The sequence below is a fragment of the Gammaproteobacteria bacterium genome, assembly GCA_022340215.1.
Taxonomy (GTDB): Bacteria; Pseudomonadota; Gammaproteobacteria; order JAJDOJ01; family JAJDOJ01; genus JAJDOJ01.
In genome coordinates this window covers 1-13308 of record JAJDOJ010000024.1, presented here as the reverse complement: position 1 = coordinate 13308, position 13308 = coordinate 1, and the positions used below count along the sequence as shown (strand labels likewise).

Sequence of the window (13308 nt, the reverse complement as noted above, 5' to 3'; positions counted from 1 at the left end):
GGCGCCCCTTTTTCGTTCTGGTCCAGAATTCCCCGAGGGTCCGCCGGTCTGCCCCATTGATATCCTTGTTTTCCTTCATTCAGACGTACGATTCGGTAGACTGGGGTCCTTTGTCCACAGTCCCGCCATTCCACCACCAGCCACTCGAGGTGCGATTGCACGATGCCTCCAGTCCGATCCGGGGCCGCTCAACCGTCTGGTGAACCCCTGCTGGCTGTCGAATCGCTGACCGGCCCTCATTTCGGTCCCGTGACCCTCGACGTCCCGGCCGGTGAGGTGCTGGTGCTCTCGGGTGCCTCGGGTGTCGGCAAGAGCCTGATCCTCAGAGGGATCGCGGATCTCGATCCTGTTGACGGGGGGGTGTGCGTACAGGGGGTGGCGCGGGACCGGTACTCGCCGACCGAATGGCGAAGGCTGGTTGGCCTGCTGCCGTCGGAGTCGCACTGGTGGTCGGATCGTGTCGGCGACCATTTTCCCGATGAAGGGTGCAGATCGCTGGAGGCGCTGGGACTGGATGGCGAGGCTCTCTCGTGGACCGTTTCCCGCCTGAGCAGTGGAGAACGCCAACGCCTGGCACTACTCAGGATGCTCGCCATCGAACCCCGGGTCCTGCTTCTCGACGAGCCGACCGCCAATCTCGACCCGGAATCGACGCGTGCCGCCGAGAGCCTGGTGAAGCGGTATCTCGACGAGCGCGCGGCCTGTGCCGTCTGGGTCAGCCACCTGCAGGCACAGGTTGACCGGATCGGCAGCAGGATTGTTCGGATCGGGGCGGGAGGCAAGGTCAGCGACACGGAAGCCTGATGGACACGATCTGGATCAGTACATCGGACCTCGCGATCGCGGCAGCTTTGGTGCTGATGCTTGCCCTGCTGACCTGGCGGCTGCATCTGGGGACCGGTCGTCAGATCGTCGTTTCCGCGATCCGGACCACGGTGCAACTGCTGCTGATCGGTCTGGTTCTCAAGACCCTGTTCACGCATGCCGAGCCGGGCTGGGTGGCACTCATGTCTGTGGTCATGTTGCTGCTCGCGGGCCGCGAGGTCATGGTCAGGCAGGACCATCGGTTTGCCGGTTGGTGGGGCTACGGTCTCGGCACGCTCACCATGTTCGTCTCTTCGTTTTCGGTGGCGCTGCTGACCCTGATCGCACTTATCGAGCCCGAACCCTGGTACGACCCGCGGTACGCCATCCCCCTGCTGGGCATGATCCTCGGGAACACGATGACGGGGATCTCGCTGGCACTCGACAGCCTGACGCGTCTGGCGATCCAGCAGCGCCCCGCGATCGAGGCGCGGCTGATGCTGGGGCACGGCTGGCGCGAAGCGATCGGTGAGGCCGAGCGCCAGAGCATGCGCAGCGGCCTGATGCCGGTGGTCAATGCCATGGCCGCGGCCGGGATCGTCAGTCTGCCCGGTATGATGACCGGGCAGATCCTGGCGGGGAGTCCGCCGATGGAGGCCGTCAAGTATCAGATACTGATCATGTTCCTGATCGCCATCGGCACTGGATTCGGCACCCTGGCCGCAATTCGGCTCGGTGCGAGACGCCTTTTCGATGCCCGGGAACGGCTTCGGCTGGATAGACTGAAACACTGATCGGTCTCCGGATCCGGTGCCGGTGTCCTTGATCCGGGGTAACGAGCGGCGTTACCCGGCGGACGGGCTGACGGATTCGGGCTGGCACGGGCCGGGCCCGTACCCTTAGACTCCCCCGTTCCCGCGGACCTGGGCTGGCGTGACGGATTCGTGCAGGGCGTCAAGTCACTACCGGCCTGTTTGACTACACTAAAGGGCAAGGCTGGATTCGCGGGCAACGAAAAGGGCCCCGCAACCAGCGGTCGATTCGCTTTTTCGGTCGGGTATGCGGGGTTTGGTGACCCGACCTGCCCTGGAGATTATTGAAAATGAATCAGGACACGATCATGTCTTTGCTGCTGGCCGGCGGGTTGATAGTGTTTCTCATCGGCTTCGTGATGGTCGTGTCGGTCGCGTTTCGCAGGAGCGTGATCGTGGGTCTCGTGATCCTGATACTGCCGGTGATCTATCCGCTGTATGCGCTGATCAAGTGGGCGGAGCCTAGAGCGCGGAACGGTCTTCTCGTCTCACTGGTGGGGATCATGGTCGCATTCGCCGCCTTCTACGGTGGTGCAGGACATCGAGTCGACGAGGTCGTCGAGCTGATCCCCGACGAGCAGTTGCGCGCATGGGTTGCCGATCTCACCGGACAACTGCCCCAGGCGAGTCCCACGCAGGATACGCTTCGCAACGAGGCCGAGGCGCAGCGGGTCGAGCGGGAACTGGGTGAGGACTATGATCCGCTCGCGAAGAACGAATACCTCCCTGTGGAAGAGATCGTGCCGCTGGCGCTCGAGGACGAGAAGCAGGTGGACACCGTGGCGAGGCCGGCGGTTCAATGGCAGTATCAGCGGATCAGCAAGGACCTCGTGCCGGGATTCATGGGCGAGAAGCTGCGCATCCGTCTGGAGAACGGGCAGGTCAAGGAGGGCAAGCTGGTCAAGAACACATCCACCGCGATGACGCTGGAGTTTGGCGTTCAGCAGGGCACCATCGCTTTGCCGACGCCCTATGAAGCGATCGCGCAGATCGAGGTCTACGCCAGGCGGGGCGCTGTGGCGGCGGCCCGAAGAAACGCCGAAACCCGTACTGATCAATCCGATTCAACCGCTGGGGATGTCCCGACCGGTACGGTGCGTCCCTAGCGGCAGGTCACACCCGTGGCAGTGAGATGCTATGTCTACAAGAGCAGCCGCAAGCCCGGTGTCTATCTCTATCTCACCGATAGGGAGGGATTCGCCAATGTGCCGGAGGTACTTCTCGATCTCTTCGGAAAGACCGAATTGGTGCTCGAGTTCGATCTGACCCCGGAGCGGAAGCTGGCGCGGGCCGATGCGCTCGAGGTCCTCGACAGTATCGAGCAGTACGGTTATTACATGCAGATGCCACCGGCCAACCACCTCCCGGTGTAGCGAGCGCCCGCCGGAGATCCGCCCGTCCTTTGCCATACAGGGACGCATCCGCCCCGTTTTGCGGAATTTCCATTCCACCCGCCCCTGCGCAGCCAATATAATGCGGCGATGAAACTTCGCCTCGCGTTCCACCTGTTGTTGTTGATCTCGCTCGGGGCCGTGGGCGCGCGCCTCCTGCAGCTGGAATTGATGCCAGTGGAACAAGGCGGTATCCAGTGGCTCGACGGCCTGGTCGGCGCCATGTACTGGTTTGCCTTTCTGGTCTTCGGTCTCCTCAGTTCCCTGTTCTATCTTGCCCTGAGGCGTGTTGGAGTCGTACCCCTGGTGGCAGGGTATCTCGTCAGCGCCGCGCTGGCCGCGGGCGCGACACTCGCCATCGTCCGGGCCGGCCGACAGGCCGCCGTCCCGGACGATGCGGGAGTGTTGCAACTGCCGCAGCAGAGCGAGTCGGGTGTATCGGTCCCTTGTCACAGGCCTGTCGGGTGGGGGCATCTGGTCGATTTCTCGTCGCCAGGTGGTGGATCGCCGCGCGACGGGACTGCGTGATTCCCGGGTCTGCCGGTTCCATTGAAATCTTCCCCCGATCCGCTTCCGGTCGCCTGTTGCGCCGGGACCTTGGAGTGTCTCCCTCGATGATTGAATCCTTACGCAACGTTGCCATTATCGCCCACGTCGATCACGGCAAGACGACCCTGGTCGACAAGCTGCTCCAGCAGTCGGGCACCCTGGGGGAACGGGCGGCGCCGCCCGAGCGGGTGATGGATTCCAACGATCTGGAGAAGGAGCGGGGCATCACCATTCTGGCCAAGAACACGGCCATCGACTGGAAGGGATATCACGTCAACATCGTGGACACCCCCGGACACTCGGATTTCGGTGGAGAGGTCGAGCGCGTCCTGTCGATGGTCGATTCCGTACTGCTGCTGGTCGATGCCGTGGAGGGGCCGATGCCCCAGACACGTTTCGTCACCCGCAAGGCGTTCGACATGGGATTTCGCCCGATCGTCGTCATCAACAAGGTCGACCGGCCGGGTAGCCGTCCCGACTGGGTGCTCGATCAGACCTTCGAGTTGTTCGATCGCCTCGGTGCGAGCGACGAACAACTGGATTTCCCCGTGGTCTATGCCTCGGCACTGGAAGGCTACGCCTCATTGGAGTCCGAGTCCCGCGGCTCGGATATGGCGCCGCTCTTCCAGGCCATCGTCGATCATGTCCCGCCGCCCGAGGTCGACCCGGACGGACCGTTCCAGCTCCAGGTCAGTTCGCTGGACTACAGCAGCTATCTGGGCTTGATCGGTATCGGTCGTGTCACGCGTGGGATGATTCGATCCAACTCGCCCATCAAGTCGATCGACACCGAGGGGATCGTGCGCGGCGGCCGCATCCTGCAGATATTCGGTTTCCAGGGCCTCAAACGGGTCGAGGTCCCGCAAGCGCGTGCCGGTGACATCATCGCGTTCACGGGCATGGACGAGCTGTATATCTCGGACACGCTCTGTGATCCCGCTGCCGTGGAACCGCTCCCGCATCTTCGGGTGGACGAGCCGACCGTGAGCATGACGTTCCAGGTCAACACCTCCCCCTTCGCCGGACAGGACGGCAAGTTCGTCACCAGCCGCAAGCTGGGTGAGCGACTGCGGGAGGAGACCCTGCACAATGTCGCCCTTCGCGTCGAGGAGACCGCGGATCCAGACAAGTTCAAGGTGTCGGGGCGCGGCGAGCTGCACCTGGGCGTGCTTATCGAGAACATGCGCCGCGAGGGCTACGAGCTGGGGGTCTCCCGCCCCGAGGTGATCCTTCGGGAACGCGACGGCGAGTTGCAGGAGCCCTACGAGATGGTGACCGCCGATGTCGAGGAGGCCTCGCAGGGGGCCGTGATGGAAAAGCTCGGGGCAAGGGGCGGGATGCTCCTGGATATGTTGCCGGACGGCCGCGGCAGGGTGCGGCTCGACTACCGGGTACCGGCGCGGGGGTTGATCGGTTTTCAGACCGAGTTCATGACCGCGACCTCGGGTACCGGCATCCTGCATCACGTATTCGACAGTTACGACACCTTTCGCAAGAACCCGCCCGCCTCCCGGATCAACGGCGCGCTCATCTCGAACGTGGCGGGCAAGTCGCTCGCCTATGCCCTGTTCAGCCTGCAGGAACGTGGCCGCCTGTTCATCGGGCCTGGCGAGCCGGTCTACGAGGGGATGATCGTCGGGATTCACGCGCGCGACAACGATCTGGTGGTCAATCCGACACGGGCCAAGCAACTCACCAATATCCGGGCTTCCGGCAGCGACGAGAACATCCTGCTGACGCCGCACATCAAGCTGACCCTGGAGCAGGCGCTCGAAACCATCGAGGACGACGAACTGGTGGAGATCACGCCACGCAGCATTCGCCTGCGCAAGAAGATGCTCAGTGAACCGGACCGCCGGCGGGCCGTCAGGCAGTCCGGCAGCACGCGATAAACCGTCCCCGAACGCAGGGAACCGCGCCGGCGCGACAAGCGGTCCTGGCCCTCGGACGAGCGGGCGCCCCAACGACTGCCGGATCGGCTATCTTGTAGTGAGGCATCAGGGCGACCTGTGATTCGTCCATGCGAAGCTCTGGGATTCGCGGGAACCCCGACCCCTGTCAGACCGACGATATTCTCCGGTTTCCGGGGGCGGGAATGGGCCGCAAATCGAATCCGGGCAGACAGCAAGATCAGGTATGGCAGGTAGATTATGTTTTCAGATTCATCAGTGCAGGATTCATCCCAGGCGGTGCCCCTCGAGAAGCCGGTCATTCTCGTTGTTGACGATTCCGCGATGATGCGCCGCGCCGTGAACCGGACGCTCTGCGATGAATTTCGCGTCATCGAGGCCAAGGACGGCAATGAGGCATGGGACATCATCGGTCGCGAGCATGGCATCCAGGTGATCTTTTCCGACCTGATGATGCCGAACAAGAACGGTTTTCAGCTCCTGCGGGACATCAGGGAATCGATACACAGCCGGATCAACCAGTTGCCGGTCATACTGCTGACCGGGCACGAGGACGACGAGACCATGAAGCGCCGCGCCATGGCGCTCGGTGCGACCGACTTCATTTCCAAACCATTCGATCCCATACAGATCGAGGCGCGGGCGAAATCCTATGCGAAGCAGGGCGACATGATGCTCAAGCTCGAGCAGACCCGCCAGTTGCTCGCCAGTCAGAGCACGATCGACTCCCTGACCGGGCTGGGTAATTCCCGGCACTTCACGCAACACGGCCCCGAACTGCTGGCGCTGGTCACCCGGCAGGGCGTGGGCATGTCGATGTTGCGGCTCGATGTGGACAAATTCGGGCTGTTGCAGAACAAGACCAGCCGCCAGGTGAGCGACAAGATCATCACCAACGTCGCTCAGACGGTGCGCGCCTGTGTGCGCCGCGAGGATCCCGTATCGCGCATCGGTACGGCCAAGTTCGGTGTCCTGATGCCGGGGGCCAGCGTAGAGATTGCACGTCGGATCGCCGAGAGGATTCAGGAGCAGGTCAACCAGACCGTCTTTCGACTCGGCGAGACCCGTTTCAGGTTGACCATGTCCGGCGGGCTGGTTTGCGGCGCGACGACCGACGATTTCGAGGCCCTGTCCGAAAAGACCGAGGGACTCGCCTCACAGGCCGCCAAAGAAGGCGGTGGAAAACTCGTGGTCGATGACCTGTCGGCGGAGGCCGCCGCCGTCTCCGAGGCCGGTCATCCCTCCGTCCCGACGCTGGGACTCGACGAGGCAGTGGCGCTGATCCGAGAGGGGCAAGGTGACCGGGTGCACCCGCAGATCGAGCCCCTCCTGTATGCGCTTCTGCCGCTACTGGAGCTCGGCGGTTCCACCCTGGGACTCGGCATCGACGAGCTGGTCGATGCGTTGCGCGAGCGTCTGGGGTCTGCCAACGCCGCCTAGCCGACGGACCGATCTGGTCGGTATCTCCAATCATTCGGCGCCCCGAACCCGCTCGGGGCGCGACCACACCCTTTTCCCACTTCCCCGTTTCATCGCGTTCGCTGCCGGTGCCGTCGGAACGGTTGACGCATCCCGCGTTTCGGATACGCTAGTCCGATTCTCCGGATGAAGGAAACGGCGGATGGAGCAGGTACTGAAGGACGCGAGACTGCTCAGGCGCGACGATACGCTCACGCGCCTGGTCGTGCTCCTGTGGTTGTTCATGGCGGTGCTGCTGATTGGCTATGGCGAACACGCCCAGCATCTGTTCGAACGCCACCAGCGCGAGCTGTCTGAAAAGGCGACCCAGGGGGTGGCCGATCTGGGACGGTTTTTCCTCAACGAGGAACGTCGAGAGGCACAGGTCTTTGCCCATGAATATCGCGGCTTACTCGAGGCGCTGGCCGCGGATCCGACGGATACCGAGCGCTATGCATCGCTGGTTGACCGGGTTACCGCGCGCTTTCAGTACGCATTCTCCGTTGCGATCGCCTCGACCGACGGCGAGGTGATCGTCGACGGCTTCGACGGACGCATCGAGGAGGCCTGCCGGGGTGACATTCACGCCTTTGCCCAGGGCGAAGGCCCCACAGATGTCGTGATTCATCCCAATCCGCTGGGATACCACTTCGATATCATGACGAATTGGGACACAGATCGCGGCGTGGGCGGCATCCTGTTCATCAGCATGTCACCGGATGTGTTCGCTCGTATCCTCTCCAGGAGTGAATTGCCGGGGCATGAGTTGTATCTGGTCAACCGCCTGGTCCCGGGTCTGATCGAGGTCGGTTCGGAAGGATCCAGGAACCGTCTGCAACGTCCCTTCAGGTTGTCCGAGGACGAGATCGGGCGGATCGCCTCACAGAGAAGTCTGCCAGGTACGGCCTGGGATATCGTGGACATCCCTTCGGCCGGGATCGCGGCGAGGCAGGCGTTCAGAGTCCGCATGCAGGTGCTGGCGGTTTTCGTCTGTTTCCTCTCGGTGACCCTTTATATGACCTATCTCATCCGGCGGGAAGAGCAGGGCCGGCAACGCGCAGAGGAAGCGCTGGGGGATACCTCCCGACTTTTACAGGGCGATCACTGGCAGCACCGTGAGGACCTGAAACGGCTCGACCAGAGTGTCAGGCAGGAACGTCTGCGCCGGGATTCGATGGCGCGGGAGCTCAAAGACATCCGCTGGCGCCTGTCGCTGGCGATGAAGGGTGCCGGAGGCGTCATGTGGCACATCGATCCGGAAAGCGGGAAGTTCTCGTTCTTCCCGGCTCGCCAGGATGCCGCCGGCGATCCTAACGACAACTCCCCAGGGACCCTGCGCGCCTGGCTGGAACACGTCCATCCGGACGACAGGCCGCAGGCGCGCAGCGCGGTCGAGGCTGCCGTGAATGGCGATTCACCGCAGGTGCACGCCGAGCTGCGCCTTCGGCGGCGGAGTGGGGGCTACAGGTCGTTCGTCATGAGCGGCTCGGTGGAGCGAGACAGCACCGGCAGTGTTGTCTCCGCGGCCGGATTTCTATCTCCGCTGCCGGAGACCGATGGATGAATACGCTACTGCGACAGACTGGGTGAGATGGTGCCGGCCACGTGGTGGGCGACGCGGATCGCCAATCCGTCGTCCGGACGTGCCGGGCCTGTGAACGACTACCTGGCAGCGATCTTGTTCGCCCGCCGCAGCTCGGACAACAGGTCCTTCTGCAGCCTGTCCAGTTCGTCGATCCTGGATTTCGCCGCGCCGCTCAACCAGGCGGTCGTATCCTTCTTCTTGTTCGCGAAGTAGTCGAGAATGAACTGCTCGGAGCGGAGCACGTACCGGATCGCCTTTTCCGGCTCTACGTGCATAAACGGATTCTGGGCGATCTGAAGCGCAGATTCTTCCTGCTTCCTGCAATACATGGTGAGCAGAAAATAGAGAGAGATTCGAGCATCGCGCACCGCTCTTGACGACCGCTGCACCAATTGCGCGTTGATACTGGCGTCCACGATCGCGTCCAGCCAGAGGGTCAGGTCGGTCTCCGAGATCACGACCTCGTTCTGCTTCATCTCGTTCATCAGGTCGGAGATCTGCTGCTGGATTTCCAGTGCCTGGTTCGCGGTCTTGTTGGGGTTCAGGGTACGTTTCCAGAACGTCCGCGATCCCTCGAGTTTGCCGCGAAGCTCGGCGAGGAGTTTGGGTATGTGGGCATTCCTGGGCTCCTCTTCTTCGACGGCCTTGCGCTTCTCATGGATGGCGCGAGCCATGATCTTGATGCGGAATATGTAGTACTCCGACAGCAGCCGTTCGATCGTCTCGCGCTGCTTCTCGAGCTGCTGTTTCGCAAGTTCGAAGCGCCGCGCATCCGCCTCGTTCTTCGCTTCGATGGAATTCAGCAGTTCGATGGTCCTGCAAACGGACGCAAGCTGGCTGCGAACGTCGATGAGCAGGTCGTTGACGTTGACGATGTTCTTAGAGAACAGGGCGATCGGATAGGGTTTCCTGATGCGCTGGTAGTCCTGAAGCATGGACACCATGTTTAGGATCTTGTCCTTGAATATCCTTATGTTGGCCGTTTCCCCCGAGGAACGTGCTCGATCGAGGGCCGCGACGATGGGTTTTCCGTAGACACCCTCTTCCTGCAGCCGGCGCGCCAGATGGTAGGAGTTCGCCGCCAGAAGCAGGCTGTCGATGGCCTGCCGGGTCGCGGAAGGTAGCTGGTGTGCAATATTCGAGGGAATGTTGTCGGGAAGGCTTTCCACGGGAATGCTGGAAATCCTCTCCGGGGGAAGCGTCTGCACCAGGCGCAGAAAAGTGCCTACCGTCATGGGTTCTTTTTCTGAACCGCTTTGCTGTTCGGTCATAGCACGGGTGCCCAGGTTCTCAAACTAGGGATACTTGCGCGACCCGGGGTAATTGTCAATCGGTGCCGCGCCGGATTGGGTCTTGGGGTGACCCACCGGAAACTGCAATCGAACCACATAGAGTCGATGTGTGTTCCGCTCAGGTAGAACGGGCGAACTCCACCATACGCAAGGTCGAGCGCAACGCCTTCTTGCGGATCGTTTCGTCGATCTCGATCTCGTTCTCGCCGGTTTCCAGGACGTGTAGCAGGTTATGCAGGCCATTCATTGCCATCCATGGGCAGTGGGCGCAGCTGCGGCAGGTCGCACCCACCCCGCCGGTTGGCGCCTCGATCAGCAGCTTGTCCGGCGCGGCCTGCTCCATCTTGTAGAAGATCCCACGGTCGGTCGCGACGATGAGCTTCCGGTTCGGCAGCTCGCGGGCCGCCTCGATGAGACGAGTGGTGGACCCGACAACATCCGCGGCCTCGATCACAGCCGCGGGTGACTCAGGGTGCACCAGGACCGCGGCATCCGGGTGACGCTCCTTCAGCTCCAGCAGAGCGCTGGACCGGAATTCCTCGTGGACGACACAGGATCCCTGCCAGAGCAGCATGTCCGCACCGGTCATTTTTTGGATGTATGCCCCCAGATAACGGTCCGGTGCCCAGAGGATCCTGCGCTCTTCGTCCATCAGGTGTGAAACGACGCGGACCGCGATGCTCGAGGTCACGACCCAGTCCGCGCGCGCCTTGACCGCGGCGCTGGTGTTCGAATAGACGACGACCGTGCGGTCCGGATGCCGGTCGCAGAAGGCGTTGAACTGCTCGCCCGGGCAACTCAGGTCAAGAGAGCACTCGGCCTCCAGCGTCGGCATGAGCACCCGTTTTTCCGGGTTGAGGATCTTCGCCGTCTCTCCCATGAAACGCACACCCGCAACGACCAGGGTGGTGGCGGGGTGCTCGTTTCCGAACCGCGCCATGTCGAGGGAGTCGGAGACGTAGCCCCCCGTTTCCTCGGCCACCTGCTGGATGTCGCGCTCGGTGTAGTAATGCGCGACCAGGGTGGCATCCTGCTCCTTCAGGAGCTGTTTGATGCGATCGACGGTCTTCTTGCGCGCCTCACCCGTGTATCGGGGGATGTGTGCGCAAACGTCCGCCGTTACGGGGGATGCGACGACAATCGGCGAACTGCCGGCAATGTCCGGAGTACTCATTGATGGCTGGCTCCTGCTGCCGGTCGTTCAGGTCAGGCCCCCGTTCTACCGTGGAGGCCTCTGGACTACCGGCTGGGCTTCGGGAGATACTGCGACGATCGTGATGGAAAGTCGTTATCCCCAATGGCTTAGATCCAAGTGGCTCAGACACATTGCCTGGGCGATCCTGATTGTGCTACTAGCGACGGGTATACGCCACTGGCAGCCGAGAGGTCTGGCCTCCGGCGCCGCGCCTGTGTTCGAGCTGGAAGGCATACGGTTCCGTGAGTTCGGCTATACCACCGGGCCGGGCGGCCAACTGCGATTGTGGCTGGCGCAGCTGTCGTGACTGCCGGGCTCGGGCATGCGGGTCTCGACGACGGCGGAGGGCCCTGATGCCGCATCGGCGGCTGGAGCCCGTCACACCCGCCGAGGCGGGTACGCTGTACGGGCTGTTTCTGGCGCGCCTCTCGCGTTCCCCGGATACCATGGCCTATACCCACTATGACGTTGCCGCAAAGGAATGGGTCGATACCACGTGGAGCCAGGTGGCGCGTGAGGTCGGGCGCTGGCAGGCCGCGCTGCGCAAGGAAGGACTGAAACGGGGTGACCGCGTCGGCCTGATGCTTCGCAATGGCAGGGATTGGGTCGTATTCGATCTCGCGGCGCAGGGACTCGGATTGGTCGTGGTGCCGGCGTTTACCAACGACCGGGTCGAAAACGTCGCCTACATTGCGCGAAAGACCGGGATCCAGCTGCTGCTAGTCGAGGGACGCCGGCAGTGGCTGAACCTGCAGGAGGCCAGCGACGGACTGCCGGACGTCAGGCGGATCGTCAGTGTCGGCACCGTGGAAGCCGGGCACGAAGACGAGGATCCGCGTCTTGTGTCTCTGAACGAGTGGTTGTCCGGTCTGGACGGAGACCTGCAACCGCGGGAAGGCGAGCCCGAGGATCTCGCGACCATTGTGTTCACCTCCGGGACCACGGGGCAACCGAAGGGCGTGATGTTGAGCCATGCCAATATCCTGAGCAATGCATGGGCCGCCGGGCGCTGCTCTGAATTCGACGTCAACGACGCCTTCCTGTCCTTCCTGCCGCTGTCGCACATGCTCGAACGCACCGGGGGCTACTACCTGCCCATGATGGTCGGTGCCCGGGTAGCCTTCGCCAGATCTGTCATGCAGCTTGCAGAGGATTTCAGGCGTATTCGTCCCACCGTATTGATCTCCGTCCCGCGGATCTACGAACGTATCCACGCCAGGGTCCTTGCCCAGTTGGAAAAGGCGTCGCCGGGCCGGCGACGCCTGTTCGAACTGACCGTGGAGACGGGATGGCGGCGCTACCAGAGGCATCAGGGGCGCGCGGGATGGTCGCCGGCGATGCTGCTGTGGCCCGCGCTCAAACCCCTGGTGGCGGACAACATCCGCAATCTCTTCGGGGGGCGCCTCAAGTTCGCGATCAGCGGCGGTGCGCCGATGTCGCCCGAGATCTCTCGCGTCTTCCTGGCCTGCGGCGTGCCCGTTCTCCAGGGCTACGGCATGACCGAGCTGAGTCCTGTCGTATCGGTGAACCGCCCGCGAGACAACGTGCCGGAGAGTATCGGCAAGGCGCTGGACGGCATCGAGGTCGACATCGGCGAGAAGGACGAGCTCAGGGTGCGTGGACCGAACGTCATGCAGGGTTACTGGCAGGACGAAGGGGCGACCGCCGCGATCCTCGATGGCGATGGATGGCTCAGTACGGGCGATACGGCGCGCATCGACGAGGAGGGCCACATCTTTCTAACGGGGCGGATCAAGGAGATCATCGTGCTGGCCAACGGGGAAAAGGTTCCGCCTGGCGAGATGGAGATGGCCATCTCCCGCGATCCCCTGTTCGAACAGGTCATGGTGGTGGGGGAGGGTCGGGCGTTCCTCTCTGCGCTCGTCGTCCTGGACCGGCAGCACTGGAAGGATCTTCTGCATGAACTCGCGCTCGATACCGCCGACGACAAGGCCCTGGGCGACAGGTCGGCCGAGAAGGCCGTGCTGCGGAGGATCGCCGCGCAGATCGAGAAATTCCCGGGTTACGCGCAGATTCGGCGGGCGGCTCTGACACTGAATCCCTGGACCATCGAGGACGGCCTGCTGACGCCGACACTGAAACTGCGGCGCGCCCAGATCCTGGGCCAGTTCCAGGACGCGATTGACGCCCTTTACACCGAGTACAGGGCGTAAGGCGATTGCCGGAAAATGACATACCAGATCGCGCCGGGTGAACTGCGAAGCAGTGAACGGCTTGGGCAGGAAGCCCAAGACCGGTGCCCAAGCAAAGCAGGGACAGCGCAGCGCCGGGATCGTTCGTCAACAAGACGC

At 62.8% G+C, this 13308-nt stretch carries 12 protein-coding genes; 10 read left to right on the top strand and 2 right to left on the bottom strand.

Features of this window, described 5'->3' with window-relative positions; genetic code table 11:
• Positions 1-162 precede the first annotated feature (162 nt).
• The 8 genes from LJE91_01440 to LJE91_01405 all read left to right on the top strand — a co-directional run bounded on the left by LJE91_01440 (position 163) and on the right by LJE91_01405 (position 8488).
• On the top strand, positions 163-804 hold the full coding sequence (locus tag LJE91_01440) for an ABC transporter ATP-binding protein (GenBank protein ID MCG6867421.1): 642 nt from the start codon (positions 163-165) through the stop codon (positions 802-804).
• Positions 804-1598 carry an iron export ABC transporter permease subunit FetB gene (fetB, locus tag LJE91_01435; GenBank protein ID MCG6867420.1) on the top strand — a complete coding sequence of 265 codons (795 nt, stop codon included), beginning with the start codon at positions 804-806 and terminating at the stop codon, positions 1596-1598. Before LJE91_01440 ends, fetB begins: the two co-directional genes overlap by 1 nt.
• 308 nt (positions 1599-1906) lie before the next feature.
• The gene (locus tag LJE91_01430) at positions 1907-2722 is read left to right on the top strand and encodes a hypothetical protein (protein MCG6867419.1); all 816 of its coding nucleotides are present in this window, start codon (positions 1907-1909) and stop codon (positions 2720-2722) included.
• Between the two features lie 15 nt (positions 2723-2737).
• Positions 2738-2989, top strand: a complete 252-nt coding sequence (locus LJE91_01425) for a YcgL domain-containing protein (GenBank protein ID MCG6867418.1) — start codon at positions 2738-2740, stop codon at positions 2987-2989.
• A 108-nt stretch (positions 2990-3097) separates the two neighbouring features.
• The gene (locus LJE91_01420; GenBank protein MCG6867417.1) at positions 3098-3535 is read left to right on the top strand and encodes a hypothetical protein; all 438 of its coding nucleotides are present in this window, start codon (positions 3098-3100) and stop codon (positions 3533-3535) included.
• An 86-nt stretch (positions 3536-3621) separates the two neighbouring features.
• Positions 3622-5448, top strand: a complete 1827-nt coding sequence (typA, locus tag LJE91_01415; protein MCG6867416.1) for a translational GTPase TypA — start codon at positions 3622-3624, stop codon at positions 5446-5448.
• Between the two features lie 276 nt (positions 5449-5724).
• The gene (locus LJE91_01410; GenBank protein MCG6867415.1) at positions 5725-6906 is read left to right on the top strand and encodes a response regulator; all 1182 of its coding nucleotides are present in this window, start codon (positions 5725-5727) and stop codon (positions 6904-6906) included.
• A 181-nt stretch (positions 6907-7087) separates the two neighbouring features.
• The gene (locus LJE91_01405) at positions 7088-8488 is read left to right on the top strand and encodes a PAS domain-containing protein (GenBank protein MCG6867414.1); all 1401 of its coding nucleotides are present in this window, start codon (positions 7088-7090) and stop codon (positions 8486-8488) included.
• 98 nt (positions 8489-8586) lie between these two features.
• On the opposite strand, the gene LJE91_01400 is transcribed toward LJE91_01405, so the two are convergent.
• Both LJE91_01400 and nadA read right to left on the bottom strand, forming a co-directional pair.
• A complete protein-coding gene (locus tag LJE91_01400) occupies positions 8587-9744 on the bottom strand; it encodes a hypothetical protein (GenBank protein MCG6867413.1) in 1158 nt (385 codons plus the stop codon).
• A gap of 175 nt (positions 9745-9919) precedes the next feature.
• Positions 9920-10975, bottom strand: a complete 1056-nt coding sequence (gene nadA, locus LJE91_01395) for a quinolinate synthase NadA (GenBank protein MCG6867412.1) — start codon at positions 10973-10975, stop codon at positions 9920-9922.
• Between nadA and LJE91_01390 the strand changes: the two genes are divergently transcribed.
• Both LJE91_01390 and LJE91_01385 read left to right on the top strand, forming a co-directional pair.
• Positions 10959-11303, top strand: coding sequence for a hypothetical protein (locus LJE91_01390; protein MCG6867411.1), 345 nt, complete (start codon positions 10959-10961; stop codon positions 11301-11303). The genes nadA and LJE91_01390 overlap by 17 nt on opposite strands.
• Positions 11304-11349: 46 nt before the next feature.
• Complete coding sequence (locus LJE91_01385; protein ID MCG6867410.1) at positions 11350-13170, top strand: long-chain fatty acid--CoA ligase; 1821 nt, start codon at positions 11350-11352, stop codon at positions 13168-13170.
• The last annotated feature ends 138 nt before the right edge of the window (positions 13171-13308 follow it).

Excerpts from the sequence above, each read along its gene's own strand:
- LJE91_01430 (MCG6867419.1), top strand. The coding sequence starts at position 1,907 with ATGAATCAGGACACGATCATGTCTTTGCTGCTGGCCGGCGGGTTGATA.
- LJE91_01420 (MCG6867417.1), top strand. The coding sequence starts at position 3,098 with ATGAAACTTCGCCTCGCGTTCCACCTGTTGTTGTTGATCTCGCTCGGG.
- LJE91_01385 (MCG6867410.1), top strand. The coding sequence starts at position 11,350 with ATGCCGCATCGGCGGCTGGAGCCCGTCACACCCGCCGAGGCGGGTACG.
- LJE91_01400 (MCG6867413.1), bottom strand. The coding sequence starts at position 9,744 with ATGACGGTAGGCACTTTTCTGCGCCTGGTGCAGACGCTTCCCCCGGAG.
- nadA (MCG6867412.1), bottom strand. The coding sequence starts at position 10,975 with ATGAGTACTCCGGACATTGCCGGCAGTTCGCCGATTGTCGTCGCATCC.
- LJE91_01440 (MCG6867421.1), top strand. The coding sequence starts at position 163 with ATGCCTCCAGTCCGATCCGGGGCCGCTCAACCGTCTGGTGAACCCCTG.
- LJE91_01390 (MCG6867411.1), top strand. The coding sequence starts at position 10,959 with ATGTCCGGAGTACTCATTGATGGCTGGCTCCTGCTGCCGGTCGTTCAG.
- fetB (MCG6867420.1), top strand. The coding sequence starts at position 804 with ATGGACACGATCTGGATCAGTACATCGGACCTCGCGATCGCGGCAGCT.
- typA (MCG6867416.1), top strand. The coding sequence starts at position 3,622 with ATGATTGAATCCTTACGCAACGTTGCCATTATCGCCCACGTCGATCAC.
- LJE91_01405 (MCG6867414.1), top strand. The coding sequence starts at position 7,088 with ATGGAGCAGGTACTGAAGGACGCGAGACTGCTCAGGCGCGACGATACG.